This window comes from Sorangium sp. So ce131 (assembly GCF_051519095.1).
In the GTDB taxonomy this organism is placed as follows: Bacteria; Myxococcota_A; Polyangia; order Polyangiales; family Polyangiaceae; genus Sorangium.
The window spans coordinates 7,174,824-7,200,089 of record NZ_CP150455.1 but is presented as its reverse complement, the minus strand read 5'-3'; the positions used below and the strand labels follow the sequence as shown (position 1 = coordinate 7,200,089).

The following is a 25,266-nucleotide window of genomic DNA, read 5'->3' as shown; positions in this document are numbered from 1 at the left end:
GCGGAGAATCCGGCGCAAAGCCAGCCCACGATAGCCGCCTGGCGGACGCCGATCAATCTCGGGGCCGTGCTCCGTCGGGTCGGGCTCCCGGCGCGCGCGGCGCCTTCCCGCGGCCGGCGCGGCGTCGCCCGGCCGTCCGTCGCCGCGGCCTCCGGGCGCGGCCGCGGCGTCGCCCCGCCGCCGCGGCCTCCCGCCGGGGGCGCTTCCCCCGGGCGTGAATCCGAGAGAAGATCGCTCACGCCATGGAGCACGGCCACCCCGGCAGCGAGAGCGAGCGGCGCCAGCGGATCCTCGCCGCGACGGAGCGGCTCCTGCGCCGGTACGGCCCCGCCAAGACCACGGTCGCCGACATCGCGCGCGAGGCCGAGATCGCGGTCGGCGCCGTGTACCTGGAGTTCGCCTCGAAAGACGCCATCGTCGAGGAGCTGTCCCAGGGGCTGCACCGCGCCGTCATCGCCGCCATGCGCGCCGCCGCCGCCGCGGAGGACCGCCCCTTCCGCGACCGGCTGCGCGCGGTGTTCGACGCGCGCGCCCGCTCGTTCCTCGAGCTCGCCGACGCGGGCGCCCACGCGTGCGACCTCGTGCACTGCCAGAGCCGCGCCGTGAAGGCGGCCCACGCCCGCTTCCTCGACGAGGAGCGCGCGCTGCTCCGCGACCTGCTCGAGCGCGGCGCCGGCGCGGGCGAGCTCGACGTCCCCGAGCCCGAGCTCGCCGCGCGCGCGCTCCTCAGGGCCTATGCGAGCTTCTCGCCACCATGGCTGTTCCAGGGCCCGCGCGAGGAGATCGAGGCGACGATGGGCGCGGTGCACCAGATCGTCCTCTATGGCCTCGTCGCCCGCGCGCCGAAGCGCTGAATCCGCAGGCGCGGCGCGCCTCTCTCAAAGCGAGCTCTCGCCCGATGCGCTCAATCTCGCAGGCAGAGAGTCCTCCCGGGACTTCCCGTGAATTCCTGTGACAGCCGGGGATCGCTGGATTAGCATCCGCGCCTTGCCGCCGGTCAATCGGCGCGTCGTCGGAACGGAGCAGGGCCTTGCAAGCAACTGTGGGCTACCGGAGCGAAGAGGTAGTACAAACAACAAACGATCGTTGGAGCATCGTCCGCGCCGTGCGCGAGAGCGACGAGCGGCGCGTGCTCCTCAAGGCTCACATCGACTCACCTCGTCACACGGCTGCTCTGGCGGCGGGCGCGCTGCTCAACGAATTTGAAATCACCCGGTCTCTCGATCCGGCGCGGGTGCTCAAGCCCGCGTTGCTGGAGCTCGGCGGCGAGGCGCCCGTCCTCGTCTTCGAGGACGAGGAGCTCGCGCCGCTCGACTGGCTCCTCCTGCGCTCGCCGCTCGAGATAGACCGGTTCCTCGCGCACGCCGCGAGCATGGCGGACGCGCTCGCCGCCGTGCACCGCGACGGGGTGACGCACAAGCACCTCCAGCCGCAGAGCTTCTTTGTCGATCAGGCGAGCGGGTCGGTCCGGATCGCCCACTTCATGGCAGCGACCCGGCTCCGGAAGGAGCACCCCCAGGCGCAGACCGCGGTGGAGGAGGGGAGACTGCCGTACATGTCGCCGGAGCAGACCGGCCGCATGAACCGGACGCTCGACTGGCGCACAGACCTCTACTCGCTCGGGGTCGTGTTCTACGTGATGCTCGCGGGGCGCCTGCCGTTCGACGCCGCGGGGCCGCTCGAGTGGATGCACGCCCACCTCGCGCGGCCTCCCGCGCCGCTGCCGGAGGACTCCGTGCCTCCCGCCGTGGCGGCCATCGTCATGAAGCTCCTCGCGAAGGACGCCGAGGAGCGCTACCAGAGCGCGGAGGGGCTCTCGACGGACCTCAAGCGGTGCCAGCGCTCGCTGCGCGCGACGGGGCGAATCGACCCGTTCCCGCTCGGCGAGCAGGACATCTCCGGTCAGTTCCGCATCCCGCAGCGCCTCTACGGGCGCGAGGGGGAGGCGCAGCGTTACCTGGCCGTCTTCGACCGCGTGCTCCAGGGCAGCCGCGAGATGATCATGATCACCGGGTATGCCGGGATCGGCAAGACGTCGCTCGTCCAGGAGATCTACAAGCCGCTCACCCGCGAGCACGGCTATTTCATCTCGGGCAAGTTCGACCGGCTCCACCGCGGCATCCCTTACTCCGCCGTGATCCAGGCGCTCCGGGGCCTGCTCCAGCAGGTGCTCGCCGAGAGCGCGGAGCGCGTGGAGCAGGCCCGGGCGTCGCTGCAGAAGCGCCTCGGGAGGAACGCGTCGCTGCTCGCCGAGGTGCTGCCCGAGCTCGGCATCCTCCTCGGCGCGGACAACATCCCACCCGTGCCCCTGGAGCTCAGCCCGGCGGAGACCCAGCACCGCCTCCTGCTCGCTTTCCGCGGGGTCGTCCGGGCGTTCTCGGCCCGCGAGCAGCCGCTCGTCCTCTTCCTCGACGATCTCCAGTGGGCCGACGCCGGCTCGCTCTGGCTGCTCGAGGGGCTCATGGACGGCGAGGACCTCGGCCCCTTCCTCCTCGTCGGGTCGTACCGCGACAACGAGGTGAGCGGGAGCCACCCGCTGCTCATGACGCTCAAGTCCCTCCAGGCGAGCGCCGTGACGGTGAACACGATCCAGCTCTTCCCGCTGTCGTTCGCGTCGCTCACCCGGCTCGTGGCCGACACCCTGCGGCGCGATCCGTCGTCCGTCGAGCCGCTCGCGCGGCTCATCATGCACAAGACCGAGGGCAACCCGTTCTTCGCGCGGCAGTTCCTGCAGGCCCTCGAGGCCGACGGGCTCGTCTACTTCTCCCCGGAGGAGCGCCGCTTCCGGTGGGATCTCGAGAAGATCGAGGCGCGCGGGTTCACCGAGAACGTCGTCGAGCTCATGAGCGGGCGGGTGCGCAACCTCGACGCCGGCACGGTCGAGGTCCTGACGCTCGCCGCGTGCATCGGGAACACCTTCGACCTCGAGACGCTCGCCGTCATCGCCGGCCTCGAGCGGGCCGAGATCGCGCGCCGCCTCGAGCCGGCGATCCGCAACGAGTACGTCCTCGGGAGCACGGGCGGCCTCGCGGTCGCGCCCGCCGAGGCGGCCTCCTCGGGCCGGTTCCGCTTCCTCCACGACCGCGTCCAGCAGGCGGTCTACGGGCTGCTCGATCCGGCGCAGCGCCAGGCGATCCACCTCAAGATCGGCCGTCGGCTGCTCGCGAGCACGACCGCGGAGGACCGGGCCGAGCGCATCTTCGAGATCGTCGAGCAGCTCGATCAGGGGCTCGAGCTCGTGCGCGACGCCGAGGAGCGGCGCGCGATCGCGCAGCTCAACCTGGAGGCCGCCGTCCGCGCCAAGCAGGCGACCGCCTACGCCGCCGCCCGGCGCTACCTCGCGGCGGGCCGCGCCCTGCTCCCGGAAGGCGCGTTCGCGGAGTCGCCCGCGTCGTCCACGTCCACGCCCACGCCGTCCACGTCGCCCACGTCGCCCACGTCGCCCACGTCGCCCACGTCGCCCACGTCGCCCACGTCGCCCACGTCGCCCACGTCGCCCACGTCGCCCACGTCGCCCACGTCGCCCACGTCGCCCACGTCGCCCACGTCGACTTACGCGCTCGCGTTCCGCCTGCTCCGGCAGCTGGCCGAGGTGGAGTACCTGCTCGGCGCCGTGGACGCCGCCGAGGAGCTCGTCACCGAGGCGCTCTGCCGCGCGAGGACGCCGGTCGAGAAGGCCGACCTGCTGAAGCTCCGGATGGTGCAGTACACGATGCGCGGCCGCTTCACCGACACGGTCGAGGCCGGGCGGGAGGCGCTCGCCCTCGTCGGCGTCGCGCTGCCCTCCCGCGCGGGCGAGGCGGAGGTCGCGGCGCTCGTGGAGGCCGAGGCCGCGCGCGTGAAGCAGCTGCTCGCCGGCCGCGCGCCCGCCTCGCTGATCGACGCGCCGGAGATCGCCGACGAGGGCCAGCGGCTCGCCGTCAGCGTGCTCAACGAGCTGATGGCGCCGCTCTACATGCTCAAGCTCGAGAAGCTCAACTTCTTCGCGTGCTGCAGCATCGTGCGGATCTCGCTCGAGCACGGCCTGACCCCCGAGGCGTCCTACGGCTTCGCCATGTACGGCGGCCTGATCGGCCACTTCTACGGCGACTACCACCAGGGCTACGCGTTCGGCCGGCTCGCCGCCGACATCGGCCTCCGGTTCCGCATGCAGGGCGACTTCTGCCGCGCCTGTTACATCCTCGGCAACAACATCCAGTCGTGGGTGCGGCCGCTCGCCGAGACGGACGCCCTGTTCCGGGACGGCTACCGCGCCGGCCTCGACGCGGGCGACCTGCAGTTCGCGGGCTATTTCCTCATCTACCTGCTCCTCAACCCGCTCTTCCGCGGCGTCAGCGCGCGCGCGCTGCTCGGCGAGCTGCCCGCCTCGCTCCGCTTCGCGAAGCGGACCAAGCACACCGTGGCCACCCACAGCATCCTCGGCCTCCTGCTCGCGCTCCGGGACCTCACGGGCGAGGAGGCGGCCGTGCCCGAGGAGGCGCTGACCGAGGAGCAGTTCCTCAAGGACTGCGAGGCGCACCAGACCCGCTACGCGCTCTGCCACTACCAGATCCTCAAGGCCATGTGCCTCACCCTGCACGGGCGGCCCGAAGACGCGCTGCGGGTCGCGGACGAGGCGGAGGAGAACCTCGGCTTCCTCGCCGGGAAGTTCCAGACCGCGGCGCTCCGGTTCTACCGCGCGCTCTCGCTCGCGGCGCTCCTGCCCGCGGCCGAGGGCGAGCGCCGCGCGCGGCTGCGCGAGGACCTCGACGCCTGCCGGGAGCGGCTCCGCGGCTGGACGCAGAGCTGCCCCGCGAACTTCGAGCACAAGCACCTGCTCGTCGAGGCCGAGACCGCGCGCGTCGACGGGCGGCTCGACGACGCGGCCAGGCTCTACGAGCAGGCGATCGCGTCCGCCCGCCAGCACGCCTTCGTCAACATCGAGGCCGTCGCGTGCGAGCTCGCGGGCCGCTTCTGGATGTCGCGCGGCAGGACGCGCACCGCGCTCGACTTCCTCACGGACGCCATCGCCGCCTACGACCGCGCCAGGCTCGACCGCAAGGTCTCGCTGCTCACCGAGGAGTTCCCGCTGACCCGGCCCGCGCGCGACGGGGTCGCCGCGCGGGCCGCGCGCGCGGACGTCTTCGACGTGGAGACGCTGCTCAAGGCCGCGCGTGTGCTCTCCCAGGAGCTCGTCGTCGAGCGGCTGCTCGGCAGCATGGTGCAGGTGCTCGTCGAGAGCGCCGGCGCCGAGCGGGGCACGCTGCTGCTCGCGCGCGGCGACAGCCTCGTGCTCGTCGCGAAGGGCGTGGCGCACCCGCCCGAGTTCGGCGCGTTGCCCTCCGTCCCGCTCGAGGAGGCGGGCGCCGAGGTCTGCGCCGCCGCGGTGCGGCTCGCCGTGCGCACGCGGCAGACCGTGATCTCCGCGGACGCGTCCCGGGACCCGGCCTTCCGGGACGACGCCTACGTGGCCGCCACCAAGGTCCGCTCGATGCTCTGCGCGCCGCTGCTCCTGAAGGGGCGGGTGCTCGGCGCCATCTACCTCGAGAACAACCTGTTCGAGGGGCTCTTCGGGCCCGAGCGGCTCGAGATCCTCCACCTGCTCGCCGCGCAGTCGGCGGTCTCGTTCAACAACGCCCTCGTCTACGAGAACCTCGAGAAGATGGTGGAGGAGCGCACGCGCGAGCTGCAGCGCACCCAGCAGAAGCTCGTCGACGCCGCGCGCAAGGCGGGCATGGCCGAGGTCGCGGACAGCGCCATGCACAACGTGGGCAACGCGCTGAACAGCGTCATGGTGCTGCGGATGCAGCTCGCCGAGCGGCTCGCGGGCTCGCGGGTCGCGCGGCTCGCCCAGGTGGCGCAGCTCATGAAGTCGCACCAGCACGACCTCGCGGCGTTCCTCGAGAGCGACCCGCGGGGCCAGCGGCTGATCGACTACGTCGACGAGCTCTCCCGGCACCTCGCGGCCGAGCACGAGGCCGCGGCGAGCGAGGTCGCCGAGCTCGGCGAGTGCGTGAGCCGCATCCGCGACATCGTGTCGGATCAGCTGCGGAACGCCGGGATGAAGATCATCGTCGAGCCGGTCACGGTCGCCGCGGTCGTCGAGGACGCCCTGCGCGTCGGGCTGAACCGGGCCGAGCGCACGCACCACGGCATCGAGGTCGTCTGCGAGCTCTCGGACGAGGCGCGGATCGAGACCGACCGGCACCGCCTGCTCCAGATCGTGACGAACCTCGTCACCAACGCGCGGCGGGCGGTGTGCCACGCCGCAAGCCCGGCCCGGCGCGTCCTCGTCCGCTGCGCGCCGACCGAGGGCGGCGGCTGCTCGGTGGAGGTCGAGGACACCGGCGTCGGCATCGCCTCGGATCACCTGGCGCGGCTCTTCCAGCAAGGGTTCACCACGTGGCCCGAAGGCACGGGGCTCGGCCTGCACTCGAGCGTGCTCGAGGCCCGCCTGCTCGGCGCGGCGCTCCGCGCCGAGAGCAAGGGTCCCGGCCACGGCGCCAAGTTCACGCTCGAGCTCCCGGCCACGGCGCCCCGGCGCGGTAGCATCCACGCCGAGGCCGGGACCTGAGGGGCCTCCTCGCTCGACGCCCCCGCGCGGCCTGCGCGGCGGCGCGCCGATCTCTCGTGCATGGCAGACCCGGCCCGCTCAGATTCAGGTAAAGGGGACCGGCGCGGGCCGAGGTAGAGATGAACAAGGCGAGCGTGCTCCACAGAACACGGATCCTGATCGTCGACGACAACGCGTCAATCCATAACGATTTCAGGAGGATACTGAAGTCCGGCCCCTCGCGATCCTCGCTGGAGGAGCACGAGGCCGAGCTCTTCGGCGACCTCGACGCGCCGCCGTCCCTGCCGGCGGTCGAGCTCGATTTCGAGCTCACGACGGCGCACCAGGGGGAGGAGGGGGTCGCGCTCGTGCGCGAGGCGCGGGCGCGCGGCGAGCCTTTCGCGGTGGCCTTCGTCGACTTCCGGATGCCGCCCGGGATCGACGGCGTCGAGACGCTGCACCGGATGTTCCGGGAGGACCCGGACATCCAGGCCGTCTTCTGCACCGCGTACACCGACATGTCCTGGAAGGAGATCGCGAGCCGGCTCTCGCTGCTCGACCGGTACCTGATCCTCAAGAAGCCGTTCGAGCCGATGGAGGTCCGGCAGATGGCGGCGGCGCTGAGCGCGAAGTGGCGCCACGAGCGGGAGCGCGCGACGGCGCACGCCGCGCTGCTCGAGCGCGAGGCGCACCTCCGGGCGCTGGTCGACGCGCTGCCCGAGGACGTCCTGCGGGGCCTCCAGCTGCGCTAGGGAGCACGAGGGCCTCCTGCGCGATCGGGAGATCGCGCAGGAGGCGCAGATCGAGGCGCTCGGGACGAGCAGCCGGCGCGGCGCCCGCGCGCCGCGGCGCGGCTCAGGAGCAGGCGCCCTCGACACATGTGCTGCCGCTCGGGCAGTCGCAGTCCACCTCGCAGGAGATGGCCGGCTCGGGCGGGGGCTCGCAGTAGCCGGCCTCGCACGACTCGCCCTCGGGGCACTCGCACGAGGCCGCGCAGGGCAGCTTGCAGGTCCCGTCGACGCACGCGCTGCCGCTCGGGCAGTCGCAGTCCGCCACGCACGCGGCCGGCTCCCCCCCTTCGCCGGCGCTGCTGTCGCCGCCGTCGCCGTCATCGCCGCGGTCCGGGCGCCCGATGCCGGGCGCGTCGGGCGCGTCGGGCGCGTCGGGCGCGTCAGGTGCATCGGGCGCGTCGGGTGCGTCGGGCGCGTCGGGTGCGTCGGGCGCGTCGTCCCAGAAGCACTCCTCGTCTTCCCAGTCGCAGTCCTCGCCGGTGTTGATGTAACAACCGCTCATCGTCGTGGCGAAGAGGGACAGGGAGAGGCCGAGGCCGTAGGTGAAGGCCGTGCGCATGCTCATTGGTCATCACTCCTGATTGGCGCGGTGAGTCCAAGACAGCGGCGCCGCCCGCCGCGCGAGGCGCCTGCTGATCGTTCGACCCTCCGTGCCCGGCGCCGTGCGGTCCGTTCAATCACCCGACGGCGATCGCACGACTCCGACGCCCACCCTCCGGGACCCCGCCGCCCAGGCCCCCCGCGCGGCGGCTGGAGCGGGCCCCGGCGGCCGCTCTCGGGCCGGTTCGATCCGATCGACCGCCGCGGTTGAACGTTCCGGACCCCTCCGGGCACGAAATGGACACCCCGGCATGAACGGTCCCGTTTTCCCCGGGCACGAAGGCGTGTGCCCCCGGTCGCCCCCAGCCCTCCGGTGCTCCCTGCCAGAAAACAGGCGACGCGTCGGGGCACGATTGGATGTAACGATGACGATGCGCCGATGGAGCGAGACGGGACACCGCGGGCCTCGGGCCTCGCGCCGGGACAGCCGGCGGGGGTCGCTCACCCCGAGCCGGCCCCCGCGCCGGGGAAGTGGAGCCCCATGAGGACCGTCGCGCTCCTCGTTCCGTTCCTGTTCTCTCGCGGCGCGGAGCGCGGGCAGGCCGCGGAGGACACGCTCGTCGAGCGGCTGCAGCGCGGGGACGCCGCGGCGATCGGCGAGGCGTACGACCAGCACTACGACGCCGTGCGCGGCTTCGCCCGCAGGCTCACCGGCGACGACGCCGCCGCAGAGGACCTCGCGCACGACGTCTTCGTCAGCCTGCCGCAGGCGATCCAGCGGTTCCGCGGCGGTTCGTCGCTCAAGACCTTCCTCATCGCGATCGCGGTGAACCACGCGCGCCACCACGTCCGGGCCGCGGCGCGCCGCCGCGCCGCGATGGAGCGGCTCGCCCTGGAGCCGGAGGAGGCGGACGCGTCGAGCCCCGAGCGCGAGGCCGGCCGCGCCGACCTCGCCCAGGCCCTGAACCGCGCCCTCGACGCGCTGCCCGACGCGCAGCGCGCGACGTTCGTGCTCTGCGAGGTCGAGGAGCGCAGCTCGCGCGAGGCGGCCGAGATCCTGGGCGTGCCGGAGGCGACGGTGCGCACGCGGCTGTTCCACGCCAAGCAGAAGCTCCGGACGCTGCTGGAAGAGAGGACCCCATGAAGGACGACGTGCTCCGCGAGGCCACGCGCGCGCTGCGCGAGCAGGCGGCCGCGTCGCGCGCCAGTCCTGCCGAGACGCGCGCCCGCGTGATGAGGACCCTGAAGGCGCAGCGCGCCCGCCGCCACACGGCGGTCCGCGTGCTCGTCCCGATGGCCGCCGTGCTCGTCGGCTCGGTCGCGTGGGCGTCGGCCACGCGCTGGTTCCCGGAGACGTGGAACGACATCGCGTCCCAGCTCGGCCTGAGCGCGGCGCAGGTGCCCGAGGCGCCGCCCGCGCCGCCGACCCCCCGCTCCGCTCCCCGCCGCGCCGCCGAGGCCGAGGCGCCCGCGCCGCTGGAGCCAGCGCCGAGCGCCGAGGCGCCCGCGCCGCCGGAGCCGGCGCCGAGCGCGGAGGCGATCGCGCCGCCAGAACCCGCGCCGAGCGCCGAGGCGCTCGCGCTGGCCCCCTCGCCGCCGCCCGCTCCCAGCGCGGCGCCGGTGAGCGCCCGGCCGCGGCGCGCGAAGACCCCGGCCCCCCAGCGCGCCGCGCGCCCGGCGCCGTCCGCCGCGTCCCGCGAGGCGGGCCTGCCGCCCGAGCCCGCGACGGCGTCCCCGCTGCCCGCCCCGCCGCCGGCCGCGCCCGACGCCGACGCGCTCTACCAGGCCGCGCACCGCGCGCACTTCGTCGAGCGCAACCCCGCCGCCGCGCTCGCGGCCTGGGACGTCTACCTCGCCGCCGCCCCGCGCGGTCGCTTCTCCGTGGAAGCGCAGTACAACCGCGCCCTCTGCCTGGTCCGCCTGGGCCGCGCGGACGAGGCGCAGCGCGCGCTCGAGCCGTTCGCGCGCGGCGCGTTCGGCGCCTACCGGCAGACCGACGCGCGCGTGCTGATCGATGCGCTGCGCGGCGACGCTGCTCGCGACCGCGGCGAGTGAACGAACGCGCCCCGAGCGGGCACAGCACGGTCGATGGACACACACAGCACCGCCTCTCCCGCCGCTCGCCGGGGCCCCTCGCCGCGCGCTGCGCGCGGCCTCCTCGCGCGCGGCGCGGCCCTCCGCGCGGGCGCGCTCGCCCTCCGCGCGCTCGCCGCCGCGGCCACGTTCGTCGCGGTCTCCGCGCCTCCCGCGGGCGCCTCCGCCGAGGAGCCGAGCGCCGCCGGCGTCGACCTCGTCGTCGAGGACGCTCCCTGGACGCTCGATCCCGAGGCGGTGCGCGCCGCCGTCGGCCTCGAGCTCGGCGGCCCCGTGACGCTGGCCCCGGCGAAGGCGGCCGGGCGGCCCACGCTCGTGCTGCGCGGCGAGCGGGATGGCCGGGTCACGCTGACCTACGCCGCCGAGGATGATCGCCGCATCGAGCGCACCATCGATCTCCCCCAGGACCCCGGCCGCGCCGCCGAGGCGATCGCCCTGCTCGCGGGCAACCTCGTCCGGGACGAGGCCGCGGAGCTCGCCGCCGCCCTCGGCAAGCGCCCGGCCGCGCCGTCCGAAGCGCCTCCCGCCGCCGCGCCGCCGCCCTCCGCGGCGCAGGCGCGGCCGGCGACGCGGCCCCCGGCCCGGGCCTCCGCGGCCGGGGCACCCGCGGCCGAGGAGACCGCGCCCTGCGCGGCCGAGGGCGCCCGCGTCGTCCTCTTCGGCGCCGACGCCGCCCCGTTCCTCGGCACGTCGACCATCACCGGCACGAATGTCGTCCGCCGCTACTCGCTGAACTTCGTCGGCGGGTACACCGCCGGCATCGCGGGGGCCGAGCTCAGCGTCGGGTTCAACATCGCCTCGTCGTTCCTGTGCGGCGCGCAGTTCTCGAACGCCGCCAACATCGTGGCCGGCCCGGCGCGCGGCGCGCAGATGACGTTCGGGCTCAACTTCGCCAGGTCGCTCTCCGGCGCGCAGATCGGCTCGCTGAACGTCGCCGCCGGCCCGGTCGACGGCGCGCAGATCGGCGTCGCCAGCGTCGCCGGCCCGGTCGACGGCGCGCAGATCAGCACGCTGAACGTCGCCGTCGGCTCGGTCGCCGGCGCGCAGATCGGCGTCGCCAGCGTCGCCGGCCCGGTCGACGGCGCGCAGATCAGCACGCTGAACGTCGCCGTCGGCCCGGTCGCCGGCGCGCAGATCGGCGTCGTCAACGTCGCCGCGGGCGCGTCGATCGGCACGCAGATCAGCGCCGCCAACGTCGCCGCGGGCGCGTCGATCGGCACGCAGATCGGCGTCGTCAACGTCGCCCACGGGAAGGTAGGCGGCGCGCAGATCGGCGTGATCAACTACGCCGACGAGTCGACGTTCTCGCTCGGGGTGCTCAACTTCATCCGCAAGGGCCGTTTCCACCTCGACGTCTGGGGTCAGGAGTCCGGGATCGTGATGGCCGGGCTCAAGCACGGCAGCGATCACATCCACAACGTCTACGGGCTCGGCGTCCGCCTCGCGGGCGACCGCCCCCTCGCCACCTTCGCGGTCGGCCTGGGCGGTCGCATCTCGATCAGCGAGCGCGTCTACGCCGACATCGACGTGCTCGGGTACGGGCTCCACGACCTCCCGTCGCTCGAGCCCGTGGCCGCGATCTCGCAGGCGCGCGCGCTGCTCGGCGTGCGCCTCTCGGAGGATCTCGCGATCTTCGGGGGCCCCACCTACAACCTCTCGTTCGCGAAGACCGACGTGGACGCCGACCTGAGCCCCTACGGCAGCACCACCTTCCCCTTCGACGGCGTGAACGCGATGCGCGGCTGGCCCGGCGCCACGCTCGGCGTGCAGCTGTTCTGAGCCGCGGCGCGCTGCCCAGCCCGCTGGCCGTCAGCGCGGGTTGACGGAGCCATGAACGAATTTACTTTCCGTTCATCGGTTCACGGAGCTCGCCCGGGCGGTCGCCGCCGGCGGTCTACGTGAGCGTCTCGACCGCGCGCCGCGCGCCTTGATCGGCGCGGCGCGCGGTCGTCCACGTCGTCCACGTCGTCCACGGCGTCTACGTCCGATTACGTCCGATTACGTCCGATTCACGCCACACATCCACCGTCACCGGTTCCGGCAGGACGGCGCGAGCCGCCGCTGCCCAAGGAGTCCGCATGAGCCAGCTTCGCAGCGGCGCCAGCGCGCCTCGATCTCCATTCCCCCTCCTCCCCCTCCGCACGGGCGTGCTCTTCCCTGGCACCGTGCTCACGCTCCCGGTGGGGCGCGCCCGCTCGGTGGCGCTGCTCAACGCGGTGCACGCCGGCGACGTCATCGGCGTCATCGCGCAGCGCGATCCGAAGCGCGAGGATCCCCAGCGCGAGGATCTCCACGACATCGGCACGTTCGCCCGGGTCGTCGACGTCACGCGCGTCTCGAACGGCTACCGCCTGGTGATCGAGGGGCTCGATCGCTTCGCGCTCACGGCCCTGGTCGAGACCGAGCCCTACTGGCGGGCCGAGGGCGCCGTCGCGCCCGAGTTCCTCGGCGACGCCGAGGAGGCGCGCCTGCTCGCCGCGTCGCTGCGCGAGCGCGCCCGCGAGATCGGCCCGAGGATCGGCACGAACCTCGCCGAGATCGCCGCCGCGAGCCGGGCCGAGCCGGGCCTCTACGCCGATCAGGTCGCCGGCGCGCTCGGCCTCCCGACCGAGAAGGAGATGGAGGTGCTCGCCGAGCTGCGCGTCGTCCCGCGGCTCCAACGGGTCGCCGGCCTGCTCTCCGAGGCGGCCGCCATCGCCGACATGAAGAAGAAGATCGACGCCGACGTGCGGCGCGAGCTCGGCAAGGGCCAGCGCGAGGCGATCCTGCGCGAGCAGCTCCGGGCCATCCAGAAGGAGCTCGGGGGCGGCGACCAGGGCGAGGACGAGCTCTCGATCCTGAGGCGGCGCCTCGACGAGGCCGGCCTCTCCGAGGAGGCGCGCGCGGTCGCCGACCGCGAGCTCCGGCGCCTCGAGTCGGTCGGCCCGCAGAGCGCGGAGCACAACGTGATCCGCACCTACCTCGAGTGGATCGCCGACCTCCCGTGGAGCGCGCGGGCGACCGTGAAGGACGACCTCGACGCGGTCCAGGCGAAGCTCGACGAGGACCACCGCGGCCTCGACGACGTGAAGCGCCGCGTCCTGGAGCACATGGCGGTGCTCAAGCTGACCGGGAAGTCCCGCGCGAACATCCTCTGCTTCGCGGGCCCGCCCGGCGTGGGCAAGACCTCGCTCGGCCAGTCGATCGCCGATGCGACGGGCCGCCCGTTCGTGCGCATCTCGCTCGGCGGCGTGCACGACGAGGCGGAGCTGCGCGGCCACCGGCGGACGTACGTCGGCGCGCTGCCCGGCCGCGTCGTCCACGCGCTGAAGAAGGCGAAGGTGAAGAACCCCGTCGTGCTGCTCGACGAGGTCGACAAGCTCGGCGCCGGATGGCGCGGCTCGCCCGAGGCGGCGCTGCTCGAGGTGCTCGATCCCGAGCAGAACCGGACGTTCCTGGACCACTACCTGGAGCTCCCGTTCGACCTCTCGGAGGTGCTGTTCCTCTGCACGGTGAACGACCTCGGCGCGCTCTCCGCGCCGCTCCGGGACCGGCTCGAGATCATCGAGCTGTCCGGCTACACGCCGGACGAGAAGGTCGCGATCGCGCGGTCGCACCTCCTCCCGAAGCAGCTCAAGGAGCACGCGATCGACGAGGCGTCGCTGTCGGTCACGGACGAGGCGCTCGCGGCGATCGTGCGCGACTACACGCGCGAGTCCGGGGTGCGGCAGCTCGGCCGCGAGATCAAGAAGCTCTGCCGGGCGATCGCGCTGGAGGTGGCGCGCGCGGCGGACGGCAAGGTCCCGCGCGTGGTCATCGAGGCGCGTGATCTCGGCAAGTACCTCGGCAAGGTCCGGTTCTTCAGCGACGTCGCGGAGCGCACGAGCGTGCCCGGGGTCGCGACCGGGCTCGCGTGGACGCCGGTGGGCGGGGACATCCTGTTCATCGAGACCTCGCGGATGCCGGGGAAGGGGAGGGTCGAGATCACGGGGCAGCTCGGCGACGTCATGAGGGAGTCGGCGAAGGCGGCGCTCACCTACGTGCGCAGCCACGCCGGGGAGCTCGGGGTCGACACGGCGAAGCTCGAGGCGGAGGACCTGCACATCCACGTCCCTGCGGGCGGCGTGCCCAAGGACGGGCCGTCCGCGGGCGTGACGATGTTCACGGCCCTGACGTCGCTCCTCTCGGGGCGGCGGGTGCGGTCCGACACGGCGATGACGGGGGAGTGCACGCTGCGGGGGCGGGTGCTTCCGGTCGGCGGGATCAAGGCGAAGGTGCTCGCGGCGCACCGGGCCGGGATCACGCGGGTCGTCTTGCCGCAGAAGAACGCGCGCGACGCGGAGGAGATCCCGAAGGAGGTGCGGGAGGAGCTGGAGCTCATCTTCGTCGACGACATGAGCCAGGTCATCGCGGCCGCGCTGGAGGACGCGCCGGTCGAGGCGGCTGCGGCGGCGGCGGGCGCGGCGGCGGCTGAGCCGGCGGCGGCTGCGTAGCGGGAGGGGAGGGGCGGCTCACCGCGGGCCGCCGCGCCGGCGGGGGGCTGTGCGCGGCGGCGCGCGGGTGGGCGCTCGCCATCCGCCAAGACTGGGGCGAGGGAGCTTGCGCAGGGGACACCGCCCGGCATGTCTCCCTTCGGGCCTTGCCTCCTGGGACGTTTCGATGCGCGCCACACAAGGCGCGCCTGGGACGTGGAGCCCGCTGGGAACTTGGTGCACCTCGGTCGGTGCTGGATCGCGCCCACCCGCGCGCCGCCGCGCACAGCCCCCCGCCGGCGCTCACTTCATCTTGTGAGGGCGGCAGCGCTGAAGCGCTCAGCGGACGCGATAGATGCGGAGCACGGCGATCGTCCGCGCCTCGCGATCGATCGCGAGCACCACGTCGTGGAAGCCTGCGCTGAGGAGGTGGTAAGGCGGCTCCCAAGCGAGCTCGCCTTCGCCCGTCTCCGCGAAGCGAACGACCGCCCGGTCGATCATGAAGGCCGAGTGCATCGGGAGGTTGTAGAACGTCACCAGCGCGGGGAAATTCCAGACGACGCGGAGGCTCATTCGCCCCGCTCGCGCGCCAGCTCTTCTAGCGCCCGCGGCAGATCCTCGTGAGCGATGAGGCGCGCTCGGCCCGCCGCGATGTCGGCCAGGTCTTGCTCGAGCTCGGCACGCTGCTCGGGCGTAAGCCTCTCCACACGCGGCGCACGGTCGATGGCCGCGAGGATGGGGTCGCTCGGCGAGGAACCGGGGCGGGAGATCATGGATCCAGCGTGGATCGGAAGGGGGCACAGGAGCAAGGGGGGCTGTGCCCCGGCGGCCCCTCTAGAACAGCTCGCCGATGCGGCGAAGGAGGCTGCCGCTCGAGTAGAGGGCGCGCAGGCCGCGCTTGAACCAGCTGTAGGAGGTCTCGGTGTAGGGGAACCACATCGGGTCCTTCGAGCCGATCGAGATGCGGTCGGCGTTGATGTGCTTCACCTCGCACATCTGCCGGAGGCCGTCCTCGCCCATCACCCGGCCGAAGCCGCTCTGCTTGATGCCGCCGAACGGGGCGTCGGGGAGGGCGCCGTTCGTGAGCACGTCGTTCACGAGAACGCTGCCGGCTTGCAGGCGCTCGGCGAGGCGGCGGGCGTGATCGGTGTCCTGCGAGAAGACGTAGGCGTTCAGGCCGAGGTGGGACTCGTTCGCCAGACGGATCGCCTCCTCCTCGGTGGCGACCTGCATGAACGGCACGACGGGGCCGAAGATCTCCTCCTTCATCACCGCCATCGCATGATCGCAGCCGGCGAGGATCGTCGGCTCGAAGAACTGACCCGGGCCAGGCACGCGCTTGCCGCCGGCCTTGAGGCTCGCGCCCTTCTCGACCGCATCCTTGATGAGGTGCTCGGCCACCTCGATCTGGGGCGGGAAGATGATCGCGCCCACGTCGACGAACTCCTTGCTCGGGTCGCCCTGGTGCAGGCCCTTCGTGATCTCGACGGCGCGCTCGAGCAGGCGATCGTGGATCTCGCGGTGCGCGTAGACGCGCTCCACCGCCACGCAGACCTGGCCGGAGTTCGCGAAGCCGCCGAACACGATCGCCTGGGCCGTGCGCTCGACGTCGGCGTCGGCGCAGGCGATGAGCGGGGCCTTGCCGCCGAGCTCCATCACGCACGGGATGAGGCGCTCGCCGCAGGCGGCGGCCACGCGCTTGCCGGTGCTCACGCTGCCGGTGAACACGAGCATCTGGATGCCGGCGTCGATGAGCGCCGCGCCCGTCGGACCGTAGCCGGTGACCACCTGGAAGAGATCCTCCGGCATGCCCGCGCCGTCCCAGATCTCCTTCTGCTTCAGCGCGATGAGCGGCGTCACCTCGCTCGGCTTGAGCACCGCAGCGTTGCCCGTCACGATCGCCGCCAGCACGTCGCGCAGCGCCAGCTGGAAGGGAAAGTTCCAGGGCGAGATCACGCCGACCACGCCGCGCGGCGTGTAGTGGACCCAGCTGCGCCGGTGCTTGAAGAGGTGGAGCTTGAGCTCGCGCGGCTCGAGCGCCTTCGGCGCGAGATCCGCGAAGTACGTCGCCATGTCGGCCGCGACCAGCACCTCGTGGAGCAGCGCCTCGTGGCGCGGCTTGCCGCACTCGCGGGAGATCAGATCGACGAGCTCGTCGGTCCGGTCGACGATGGCGTCGCGGAAGCGGAGCAAACGCTGGCAACGCTCCTCGACGGGCAGCGCGCCCCACGCCTCCTGCGCGCGCCGCGCCCGCGCCACCGCGGCCCGCACCTCCTCGGCGCCCATGTTCGGGACCTCCCCGAGGAGCTCCCCGGTCGCCGGCGCGTAGCTGCGGATCGTCGCACCCCCATGCCCGTTCACGCCAGGACCGCCGCCGTTGCTCCCGATCGCGCGCTCGCTCACCACCTGACCCATGTTCGATCCCTCCGCCTGCCGACCCCGCGCTCCTGCCGGACCACCGCCATGGCGCGCCGCTCGGCGCCGGGAACCTACCCCTCCTGCAGAGGTACAGCAATTGAGCATTTGCCGCGTTTCCCGGCCGATGTGCGCGCAAATCAGCCCACGACGTCCGCTGTTGCGCTCCGGACAAATGGTGGGCACATCGCCGTTGCGCCAGGGTCAAGCCGCAAAACGCTGCCGCATCTACCCGTAGGGACGAGCCTGGTTGGCGTCGCGGGCGGACTCTCGGCATGACGTCGGCGACAGGAGCCGGTATAGGCGTGACCCCTGACATGTTGGAACAACGAGAACTCGATCTCATCGCGGCCGTCGAGCACCCGGATCCCCACCATGTGCTCGGAGCGCACGAGGACAAGGGCGACCTGGTGGTCCGGGTCTTTCGCGCGGACGCCTCCGAAATCACGGTGATCCCGGGCGATCCGTCGCTCGGCAAGCGGCCGGCGCGGCGCGTGCACCCCGCGGGCATCTACGAGGCGCGTTTCCCGGGCGTGGCCTACCCGGCGGACGGACGCTTCCGGTACCAGCTCGAGCTGCGGTTCCCGGACGGCGCCTCGTCCGTGGAGGACGATCCCTACGGCGCGCGGCCCACGCTCGGCGACGTGGACCTGCACCTCGCCGCGGAGGGCAAGCACTGGGGGCTCTACAACCTCCTCGGCGCGCACGTGCGCGAGGTCGACGGCGTCCGCGGGACGTCGTTCTCGGTGTGGGCCCCGAGCGCGCGGCGCGTGAGCGTCGTCGGCGACTTCAACCACTGGGACGGCCGCCGCCACGCGATGCGCAAGATGGGCAGCGGCTTCTGGGAGATCTTCATCCCCGGCCTCGGCGACGGCACGATCTACAAGTACGAGGTCAAGACCGCCCAGGGGCACATCACGCTCAAGACCGACCCCCTCGCCCGCTCGATGGAGATGCGGCCGGCCAACGCCGCGCGCGTCTACACGAGCCGCTACACGTTCCAGGACGGCGAGTGGATGGCCCAGCGCGGCCGGGTGGACTCCCGCAAGAAGCCGATGGCGATCTACGAGGTCCACGCCGGCTCCTGGCGCCGCGTCCCGGTCGAGGACCCGCAAGGCACCTGGATGCGCTGGATGACCTACCGCGAGCTCGCCGACCACCTCGTCGAGTACGTGGCCCAGCTCGGCTTCACGCACGTGGAGCTCATGCCCGTCATGGAGCACCCCTTCGACGGGTCGTGGGGCTACCAGGTGTCCGGCTACTTCGCGCCGACGAGCCGCTTCGGCGACCCCGACGACCTGCGCTACCTCATCGATCGCTTCCACCAGAAGGGGATCGGCGTGATCCTCGACTGGACCCCCGCCCACTTCCCGAAGGACGCGTGGGCGCTCGGGCGGTTCGACGGCACGGCGCTCTACGAGCACCTCGACTCCCGGCTCGGCGAGCACCGCGAGTGGAACACCTACATCTTCAACTACGGCCGGCACGAGGTGCGGAACTTCCTCGTCGCCAACGCCCTCTACTGGCTCGATCAGTTCCACATCGACGGCCTGCGGGTCGACGCGGTCGCCTCGATGCTCTACCTCGACTACGCCGCGCAGAGCCCGCACGACTGGGTGCCGAACCGGTACGGCGGCCGCGAGAACATCGAGGCCATCGAGTTCATCCGGGAGCTCTCGAACCAGGTCCACGACCGCTTCCCCGGCGCGATCCTGTGCGCCGAGGAGTCCACCGCCTGGCCGTCCGTCACCCACGCCACGTACGTCGGCGGGCTCGGCTTCGACTTCAAGTGGAACATGGGGTGGATGCACGACACGCTCGACTACTTCAAGCACGAGCCCATCCACCGCGCCTTCCACCACCACCAGCTCACGTTCGGGCTGCTCTACGCCTTCTCGGAGAAGTTCCTCCTGCCGCTGAGCCACGACGAGGTCGTGCACCTCAAGAAGTCGCTGCTCTCGAAGATGCCCGGCGACTACTGGCAGATGCTGGCGAACCTGCGCGCGCTCTACGGCTACATGTGGGCGCACCCGGGCAAGAAGCTGCTCTTCATGGGCGGCGAGATCGGCCAGTTCAGCGAGTGGAGCGAGGCGACGGAGCTCGACTGGGGCCTGCTCGCGTCCCCCGCCCACGCGGGGCTCAAGCGGCTCGTCGAGGACATCAACGCGCTCTACAAGAAGCACCCGGCGCTCTACGAGCTCGACGACGAGCACCACGGCTTCCGGTGGATCGATTGCACCGACAACATGCAGAGCGTGATCTCGTTCGTCCGTTACGCGGAAGGCGCCGGAGATCCGATGTCGCCCACGGGCGCACACGTGGTGTTCGTCGGCAATTTCACGCCGATGCCGCGCCATCAGTACCGCATCGGCATCCCGCACCGCGGCGTGTACCTCGAGGCGCTCAACACGGACGCGTCCGAGTACGGCGGCAGCGGCGTGGGCAACATGGGCCGGGTCGAGGTCGAGGACGTCCCGTGCCACGGGTTCCCGCAGTCCGTCGTGCTCACGCTCCCGCCGCTCGCCGTGCTCTGGCTCGTCCCCGAGCACACCGAGCATCGCTGAGCGCTCGCGGCGCTGCCGCGCGCCGCGTTGAAGCGCGCGCGGCAGGCGCCGCGCCCATTCCCGCGGGCCTCCTCCCGCTCCCACGCCCCCCCACCTCGTCAGACCTGCTCGACCGCGCGGAGGCGCCGTGGGGGCCTGTCGCTCAGGCGCGCCAATCCACCTCGCGCCGCGCCTTCCCGCCCGCTCCTCCGCGTCGAAATGTTGCGGAGAGGCCCTGTCGGGCGCGGCACCTCTGGCACTGACACGGTCGCGAAACCCGCTTGCCACGACCGAGAAAGTGCTTTACTAAGGAAATTCCGCACATCGTGCAGGGGGTGTTGTTCCGTCTGGGGAGGCGGGAGCGCCGTCCTGCTTTCGGCCAGCGAGGGCGCGGCCACGACGTGACACGTTCACCGGCAGCGCCGAGCCCTCAGCCGAGCAACGCGCTGGCCGCTAGAATCTGTTCTTACTGTACGATTCTGCTGGTGTTCCGTGATGGACGTGCGTTATCTTAACAGGCTTACGTCGAGCCGAGGCGGGGTGCTTAGAACGATGAGCGGAAGCAACACAAGGCTCCTTGATCCCACCAAGGCGGCGGTCGCCCAAGGGGGGACCTCTCGCTTTCTCTCGCAGCCACCCCTCTCGTCGTGGCCGGGCGCGGATCCCACCCGAGGAGGCGAGATCCGGAGGGTCCTCGTCATCGACGACACCCCTTCTATCCATCGCGATATCCAGAAGCTCCTCTGTCCGGACTTCGGGGCATCGGCGGCGCTCGACGAGCTCGACGCGGCCATCTTCGGGGCGCAGGAGTCTCGCCCGCGGAGCACGTTCCAGGTGGACGGAGCGTGCCAGGGTCAGGAGGGCCTCGAGAAGGTGAGGCGGATGCAGCGGAGCGGCCGTCCGTATGCGCTGATGTTCGTCGACATGCGGATGCCCCCGGGCTGGGACGGCGTCGAGACCATCGAGCGGATCTGGGCGGAGTATCCGGACATCGAGGCGGTGATCTGCAGCGCCTACTCCGACTACTCCTGGCACGACGTGATCCGCCGCCTGAAGCGGCCCGAGCTGCGGCTCCTGAGCAAGCCGTTCGAGAGCAAGGACGTGCTGGAGCTCGCCTGGTCGCTCACGGCCCGCTGGCTCCGGCGGAACGTGAAGAAGTGACAGCGCCGCGCTGCAGGGATGTCGAGGACGCGGCTCCCGTGCGGCCGCGGGAGACCGCCGCGCGGGCGCTGCGCTGCGCTCCTGCGCTTCGTGGGCTCCGGACAGGCTCCGGGGAGAATTGAAATTCAGCTGGGAGGCTGCGGACAGGCTCCGGGTTGAATTGAAATTCAACCTGGGGCTGCGGACAGGCTCCGGGTTGAATTGAAATTCAGCTGGGAGGCTGCGGACAGGCTCCGGGTTGAATTGAAATTCAACCTGGGGCTGCGGACAGGCTCAGGGGAGAATTGAAACTCAGCCGGGACGTCGCTGGCGCGACAAACGGGTTGAACCAGCCTGAAACGAGCAGAATTCGAAGCGCCAAGGACGCCAAGGCGCCAAGGACGCCAGGAAGAAGAGAATATCTTGGCGCCCTTGGCGCTTGATTTCTCGCTCGATCACAAGGATCGGTGTTTTAGGCCGCCTCGTCGGGCCCCGCCGGGCCCCGCCGCGGCCGCCTGGGCAACCACATGTCCACGGTCGAGACGAGCGCCATCGCGCCGAGCGAGAGCAGCATGGCGACGCCGGAGATCGGCATCAGCGCCGCCGCGCCGGGCGCGCCCCGGATGAGCCACGGCGCCGCGATGTGCAGCCCGCTCGTGACGACGGCCGCCGCGACGCCCGCGGTGTGGAGCCAGGGCGGCAGCCGCGCGAGCAGCCAGAGGTGCGCGAGGATCAACACGTAGACGGGCACGGAGAAGAGGTGGAAATGGGTCACCTCGAGCAGCTTCCGCTCCGAGACCTGCTCCACCAGGACCCGCGGCGTCTCCGGCGCCCCGGGGAGGTCGAGCTCCGGGCCGAGGTCGAGCGCCGGACCGTCCGAGGCCGCGGCGGGCGCTTGCGCCGGGGCGGGCGGGGGCGCCGCGGCCGGCGCGCCGGCGTAGTACCCCGCGGCGCCGGCGTCCTGCACCATGGCCCCGTAGAGGCGCCACGAGACGAGCAGCCCGACGATCGACGCGACGGCGAACGCGGAGTACAGGAGCTTCGCGCCCAGCGAGAGCGACCTCAGCCGCCCCGCCGCCGCAGTGAAATCCCTCACAACGCGCCGCGCTTGAGCGCGAGCTGGAGGACGAGCGCGTCGCGCTTGACCCCGAGCGCCACGGAGCGGGACGAGATCGACGCGCCCGAGACGATGTCGATGTCCTTGCCCGCGGTGATCGGATCGCTCGCCGTCTTGCCGTGGAACTGCGCGCGGAAGCGATCCCCGCGGACCTCATCGCCGTACGCCTCGCGGTACTCGAGGATCTCGATCCGCTCCACCGCGCCGGCCGTCGAGAACTTCACGGCGAAGTCGATCGGCTCGTGCATCCCCTTCTCTTCGTCCTTGATCGCGTAGCCGTCGACCTTGCCCTCGGACTCCGCGACGTACACCACCCACTCCCGCTTGAGCGGCGCGCCGAGCTTCTTGCCGAGCTCCTGCACCTCCGCGTCGCTGAGGACGAGCTTGCGGTAGCCGACCTTCTTCGAGCTCGCGAAGAAGCTCTTCAGGACAGCGGGCACCGTCCAGTACGTCGCGCCGTGGGCAGGTAACGCTGCAAGGACGAACGCGAGCGCCGTCCCTGCGGCGAAGTGGAGGGTGCGGCCAGAGAAGGGGGAACGCATCAAGACTCGGACGAACCTGTCATTCATGAAAGTCAAAGTCAACAGCGTTCCGTGCGGAGCGCGTGAGGCGCTCGGCCCCGTGCTGCGCGCGTGGCGCCGGGCCGCGTCGCTGCGGGCGCGCGGCGCGCCTCAATCGCGCACGCGCACGTCGAGGTAGCGCTCGGCCTCCGCCACCCACGCCTCCGGGCTGCGGCCCGCCTCGACGTGCGCCACGGCGTCGGCGGCGATCGCGGCGCAATGGTCGAGGTTGCAGTGCAGGAACAGCGCCTGCCGCCCGAAGGGGAGCACGCCGAGCGCGGCGGCGCGGCGCATCGCGCGGCGCCAGTCGTGCAGCCAGCCGCGCCGGTAGAGCGGGTAGACGCCGGGGACGAAGCGCTGCCGCGCCTCGACGGGCGCCACGCCGCGCGGGGCGATGCCCGCGCGCACGAGCTGATCGAGCAGCTCCTCGAGCGGCCGCCCGGACGCGAAGTCGCGCCCGCGGCCCCAGGCGCCCTCCGGGATCTCGACGCACAGCACCGTCTCGCCCGGGCGGCGGAGATCGGGCGCGTAGTTCTGCAGCTCGGAGACGCGGCCGAACCAGAAGCGCGGGTCGGGGCAGTAGTACGTCTCCGGCGCGCCGAGCCGCGCCTGCGGGTACGCGAGGTAGACCAGGTAGAGGCCGCGGTGCTCGAGCGGCGCGTCGGGGACGAGATCGCGGAGGTCCCCCGCGAACAGGACGGGCGCCGCGCCGCCGCCCGCGAGGCCGGCGAGGTCCGCGGCGCCGACCCCGGTCCCGCACGAGACCGCGACGCCGGCCTCCGCGAGCCGCGCCTCGAGGTACGTGATGATCGACGCGATGCCGCCCGGCGGGTAGATGAACCGCGCGAGCTCCGCCGCCTCGCCGCCGCGAGCGGGGCCGAGCCGCTGGAACAGCGCGAGCGGGCTCGTGGTGCTGATCCGCTTCTTCGCGACGGTCTGCGAGAGCTCGGCCGGCGGGATGCCCCAGACCTTCTCGGCGTAGGGCCTGTAGAACGACGCGTAGGCCGCCGCGCCGACGCGGTCGCGCACGAACCGCTCGAAGCCGGCGTCCTCGCCGGCGCGCGCGCGGTCGTGGTCCCAGCGGGCGAAGGCCGCGCGGCGGCCGCGCTGCGCCGCGAAGCCGAGGGCCATCGCGGCGCCCGCGCGGAGGCCGAGCGCGCGCAGCATCGCTGGCGCGCTCGGCGGGTAGGGGACGTGGCGCTCGCCGAGCACGAGCACGCCCCGGCGCGGGCGCGAGAGGAGCGGGGAGCGCTCGTGCATCTCCCGGAAGAGCGGCTGCTCGAGGGCGGCCGGGTGGAGCCGGTGCGAGCCGAGGTCGCAGGGCAGCCCCCGGAACAGCTCGGCGCCCGCGAGGCCGCCGGGGCGCGCGGCGCGCTCGAGCAGGCGCACGCGGCGGCCGGCCCGGGCGAGCAGCAGGGCGGCGTAGAGGCCGGAGATGCCGGCGCCGACGACGACGCGCTCGGGCGGCGCGTCCGCTGGGCGGAGTGACATGGCGTGCCCTCGACTCGACTCGACGTGTGCGCGCGCGCGCGCGGTCAGTACATGAACCCGAGGCCGAAGTTCAGCTGCGTCTGATCGAACCCGAGCCTGCGGTCGCGGAGCTGGTAGTCGGTCTTGAGCACGACGCCCTGGGTCGGCCGGTACGAGACCCCGAACGTGTACTCGCGGATGTCGTACGACGCGTTCGGGGCGAAGCCGTCGGGCACCGCGGACTGCGTGTCGTACGCCTCGACGCGCGCGAACGGCAGGAGCTCGTGGCCGAGGCCGAGCGGGCGGAGCACGTCGTACGCGGCCTCGACGTAGCCGCCGCGGATCCGGGCGCCGACGGGGCTCGTGGGGTCGATGAAGTTCGGCGCGCCGCTCCCGTTGAACGAGAGCATGAGCGCGCGCGCCTCGGGGAGGTGCCACTCGGCGAAGAGGAGCCGTGCCTCCAGGCCGCTCCTGCGCCAGCGCGCGTCGATCGACCAGCCGAGGACCGGGACCGAGAGATCCACCGGGGTCCGGTCGCGCAGGAAGAACTCGCCGTCGCCGTTCGAGCCTGCGTCGCTCGCGTACGCCGACGCGCCGGCCACGACGCCGAGCAGCGGCTCCGCCTCGACGCGCGCGACGGCCGCCCACGCGTTGGCCCTGGCGAGCCCGCCGCTCTGCCGCCCGCCGGCGAGGCCGCCCGCGCGGAAGCCGAGCGGATCGAGGCCGGTCATCGCGTAGGCCTCGAAGCGCAGCCAGTCGAGCGGCTGCCCGAACGCGCCGACCGCGATCTCGCGCCAGGTCGAGGGGATGACGACGGTCTCCACCTTCGGCCGGACCACGCCGTGGAAGACCGGCGGCTCGTGCCACTGGTTGATGATCCCCATCGGGACGAGCACGAGCCCGGCGCGCAGCCCGAGCGCGCGGCCGGCCACGCTCCACTCGAGGTAGGCCTGCTCGAGCTCCGCGGCGCCGGGGCAGGTCGCGCAGGAGAGCGCGTGCTCGACCTCGAGCTCGACGTAGGACCGGATGTCGTCCCGGAACTCGTGCGCGACGAAGAGCACGAGCCGCGGGACGTCCGCGACCCACGCGCGTTCGCCGTCGCGGCCGGTCGTCGTGCCGCGGGCGTGCACCTCGCCGTAGCCGCCCACCGAGGTGCTGCTCGCGCTCGCCCCGGCGCTCCGGAACCGCTGCTCGGTCAGCCCGCGGACGAGCTCGTGCTCCGGCGCTTGCCCGGCCCCCAGCCCGATCGCCGGCTTCGCGTCGGGCGGCAGGGCGGCTTGCTCGGGCGGGAGATCGAGGACCGGACCCTCCGCGGCCGCCGCAGGGGGCGCGGCCGCAGCAGGGGGCGGCGCAGCGGCCGCAGGGGGCGCGGACGCTGCGGCAGGCGGCGTAGCGGCCGCAGGGGGCGCGGACGCAGCAGGGGGCGGCGCAGCCGCCGCGGGAGGGGCGGCCGCAGCGGCGGGCGGCGCGGCCGCGGGCTGCGCGGCGGAGGGCGCGGCGGCAGCGAAGGGCAGCAGCACGCCGAGGAGGACGCCCGCAGAGCGAGGCCACGAGGACGAGATCGCGTTCATGACGAAGAGCAAGCGCCCGGCCAGGCGCTCGGCAGGGCGGCA

Annotated in this window: 17 protein-coding genes; 9 read left to right on the top strand and 8 right to left on the bottom strand. The window is 72.8% G+C overall.

The genetic code is table 11. The features are described from left to right. Positions 1-242 precede the first annotated feature (242 nt). The 3 genes from WMF43_RS26260 to WMF43_RS26250 all read left to right on the top strand — a co-directional run bounded on the left by WMF43_RS26260 (position 243) and on the right by WMF43_RS26250 (position 7,284). Positions 243-854, top strand: coding sequence for a TetR/AcrR family transcriptional regulator (locus WMF43_RS26260; protein WP_437668697.1), 612 nt, complete (start codon positions 243-245; stop codon positions 852-854). 176 nt (positions 855-1,030) lie between these two features. Continuing rightward, positions 1,031-6,553, top strand: a complete 5,523-nt coding sequence (locus WMF43_RS26255) for an AAA family ATPase (protein WP_437668696.1) — start codon at positions 1,031-1,033, stop codon at positions 6,551-6,553. A 119-nt stretch (positions 6,554-6,672) separates the two neighbouring features. Next, entirely contained in the window at positions 6,673-7,284 is a 612-nt protein-coding gene (locus WMF43_RS26250) for a response regulator (protein WP_437668695.1), read from the top strand. A gap of 103 nt (positions 7,285-7,387) precedes the next feature. Here WMF43_RS26250 and WMF43_RS26245 read toward each other — a convergent pair whose 3' ends face one another. Further along, a complete protein-coding gene (locus WMF43_RS26245) occupies positions 7,388-7,888 on the bottom strand; it encodes a hypothetical protein (protein WP_437668694.1) in 501 nt (166 codons plus the stop codon). A 516-nt stretch (positions 7,889-8,404) separates the two neighbouring features. Between WMF43_RS26245 and WMF43_RS26240 the strand changes: the two genes are divergently transcribed. The 4 genes from WMF43_RS26240 to lon all read left to right on the top strand — a co-directional run bounded on the left by WMF43_RS26240 (position 8,405) and on the right by lon (position 14,429). Further along, complete coding sequence (locus WMF43_RS26240) at positions 8,405-9,007, top strand: RNA polymerase sigma factor (RefSeq protein ID WP_437668693.1); 603 nt, start codon at positions 8,405-8,407, stop codon at positions 9,005-9,007. After that, complete coding sequence (locus tag WMF43_RS26235) at positions 9,004-9,918, top strand: tetratricopeptide repeat protein (RefSeq protein WP_437668692.1); 915 nt, start codon at positions 9,004-9,006, stop codon at positions 9,916-9,918. Before WMF43_RS26240 ends, WMF43_RS26235 begins: the two co-directional genes overlap by 4 nt. Positions 9,919-9,951: 33 nt before the next feature. Further along, positions 9,952-11,736 carry a hypothetical protein gene (locus WMF43_RS26230; RefSeq protein ID WP_437668691.1) on the top strand — a complete coding sequence of 595 codons (1,785 nt, stop codon included), beginning with the start codon at positions 9,952-9,954 and terminating at the stop codon, positions 11,734-11,736. A 299-nt stretch (positions 11,737-12,035) separates the two neighbouring features. After that, positions 12,036-14,429, top strand: a complete 2,394-nt coding sequence (gene lon / locus WMF43_RS26225; RefSeq protein WP_437668690.1) for an endopeptidase La — start codon at positions 12,036-12,038, stop codon at positions 14,427-14,429. A 318-nt stretch (positions 14,430-14,747) separates the two neighbouring features. On the opposite strand, the gene WMF43_RS26220 is transcribed toward lon, so the two are convergent. The 3 genes from WMF43_RS26220 to WMF43_RS26210 form a co-directional block, all read right to left on the bottom strand. Further along, complete coding sequence (locus WMF43_RS26220; protein WP_437668689.1) at positions 14,748-14,981, bottom strand: hypothetical protein; 234 nt, start codon at positions 14,979-14,981, stop codon at positions 14,748-14,750. Continuing rightward, positions 14,978-15,181 carry a hypothetical protein gene (locus tag WMF43_RS26215; protein ID WP_437668688.1) on the bottom strand — a complete coding sequence of 68 codons (204 nt, stop codon included), beginning with the start codon at positions 15,179-15,181 and terminating at the stop codon, positions 14,978-14,980. Before WMF43_RS26215 ends, WMF43_RS26220 begins: the two co-directional genes overlap by 4 nt. Positions 15,182-15,242: 61 nt before the next feature. Continuing rightward, the gene (locus WMF43_RS26210) at positions 15,243-16,823 is read right to left on the bottom strand and encodes an aldehyde dehydrogenase family protein (protein WP_437668687.1); all 1,581 of its coding nucleotides are present in this window, start codon (positions 16,821-16,823) and stop codon (positions 15,243-15,245) included. Between the two features lie 317 nt (positions 16,824-17,140). Here WMF43_RS26210 and glgB point away from each other — a divergent pair, with 317 nt between their 5' ends. Further along, positions 17,141-19,387 (top strand): 1,4-alpha-glucan branching protein GlgB, encoded by a 2,247-nt coding sequence (gene glgB / locus WMF43_RS26205; protein ID WP_437668686.1) that lies wholly within the window; start codon positions 17,141-17,143, stop codon positions 19,385-19,387. A gap of 531 nt (positions 19,388-19,918) precedes the next feature. Next, positions 19,919-20,527, top strand: coding sequence for a response regulator transcription factor (locus WMF43_RS26200; protein ID WP_437668685.1), 609 nt, complete (start codon positions 19,919-19,921; stop codon positions 20,525-20,527). A gap of 451 nt (positions 20,528-20,978) precedes the next feature. On the opposite strand, the gene WMF43_RS26195 is transcribed toward WMF43_RS26200, so the two are convergent. The 4 genes from WMF43_RS26195 to WMF43_RS26180 form a co-directional block, all read right to left on the bottom strand. Next, complete coding sequence (locus WMF43_RS26195; protein ID WP_437668684.1) at positions 20,979-21,602, bottom strand: hypothetical protein; 624 nt, start codon at positions 21,600-21,602, stop codon at positions 20,979-20,981. Next, complete coding sequence (locus tag WMF43_RS26190) at positions 21,599-22,165, bottom strand: FMN-binding protein (RefSeq protein ID WP_437668683.1); 567 nt, start codon at positions 22,163-22,165, stop codon at positions 21,599-21,601. Before WMF43_RS26190 ends, WMF43_RS26195 begins: the two co-directional genes overlap by 4 nt. 129 nt (positions 22,166-22,294) lie before the next feature. Continuing rightward, the gene (locus WMF43_RS26185; protein ID WP_437668682.1) at positions 22,295-23,674 is read right to left on the bottom strand and encodes a protoporphyrinogen/coproporphyrinogen oxidase; all 1,380 of its coding nucleotides are present in this window, start codon (positions 23,672-23,674) and stop codon (positions 22,295-22,297) included. 44 nt (positions 23,675-23,718) lie between these two features. Continuing rightward, the gene (locus WMF43_RS26180) at positions 23,719-25,224 is read right to left on the bottom strand and encodes a hypothetical protein (protein WP_437668681.1); all 1,506 of its coding nucleotides are present in this window, start codon (positions 25,222-25,224) and stop codon (positions 23,719-23,721) included. Between the last annotated feature and the right edge of the window lie 42 nt (positions 25,225-25,266).

Excerpts from the sequence above, each read along its gene's own strand:
- WMF43_RS26260 (WP_437668697.1), top strand. The coding sequence starts at position 243 with ATGGAGCACGGCCACCCCGGCAGCGAGAGCGAGCGGCGCCAGCGGATC.
- WMF43_RS26250 (WP_437668695.1), top strand. The coding sequence starts at position 6,673 with ATGAACAAGGCGAGCGTGCTCCACAGAACACGGATCCTGATCGTCGAC.
- WMF43_RS26245 (WP_437668694.1), bottom strand. The coding sequence starts at position 7,888 with ATGAGCATGCGCACGGCCTTCACCTACGGCCTCGGCCTCTCCCTGTCC.
- WMF43_RS26240 (WP_437668693.1), top strand. The coding sequence starts at position 8,405 with ATGAGGACCGTCGCGCTCCTCGTTCCGTTCCTGTTCTCTCGCGGCGCG.
- WMF43_RS26235 (WP_437668692.1), top strand. The coding sequence starts at position 9,004 with ATGAAGGACGACGTGCTCCGCGAGGCCACGCGCGCGCTGCGCGAGCAG.
- WMF43_RS26230 (WP_437668691.1), top strand. The coding sequence starts at position 9,952 with ATGGACACACACAGCACCGCCTCTCCCGCCGCTCGCCGGGGCCCCTCG.
- lon (WP_437668690.1), top strand. The coding sequence starts at position 12,036 with ATGAGCCAGCTTCGCAGCGGCGCCAGCGCGCCTCGATCTCCATTCCCC.
- WMF43_RS26220 (WP_437668689.1), bottom strand. The coding sequence starts at position 14,981 with ATGAGCCTCCGCGTCGTCTGGAATTTCCCCGCGCTGGTGACGTTCTAC.
- WMF43_RS26215 (WP_437668688.1), bottom strand. The coding sequence starts at position 15,181 with ATGATCTCCCGCCCCGGTTCCTCGCCGAGCGACCCCATCCTCGCGGCC.
- WMF43_RS26210 (WP_437668687.1), bottom strand. The coding sequence starts at position 16,823 with ATGGGTCAGGTGGTGAGCGAGCGCGCGATCGGGAGCAACGGCGGCGGT.
- glgB (WP_437668686.1), top strand. The coding sequence starts at position 17,141 with ATGTTGGAACAACGAGAACTCGATCTCATCGCGGCCGTCGAGCACCCG.
- WMF43_RS26200 (WP_437668685.1), top strand. The coding sequence starts at position 19,919 with ATGAGCGGAAGCAACACAAGGCTCCTTGATCCCACCAAGGCGGCGGTC.
- WMF43_RS26190 (WP_437668683.1), bottom strand. The coding sequence starts at position 22,165 with ATGCGTTCCCCCTTCTCTGGCCGCACCCTCCACTTCGCCGCAGGGACG.
- WMF43_RS26185 (WP_437668682.1), bottom strand. The coding sequence starts at position 23,674 with ATGTCACTCCGCCCAGCGGACGCGCCGCCCGAGCGCGTCGTCGTCGGC.
- WMF43_RS26180 (WP_437668681.1), bottom strand. The coding sequence starts at position 25,224 with ATGAACGCGATCTCGTCCTCGTGGCCTCGCTCTGCGGGCGTCCTCCTC.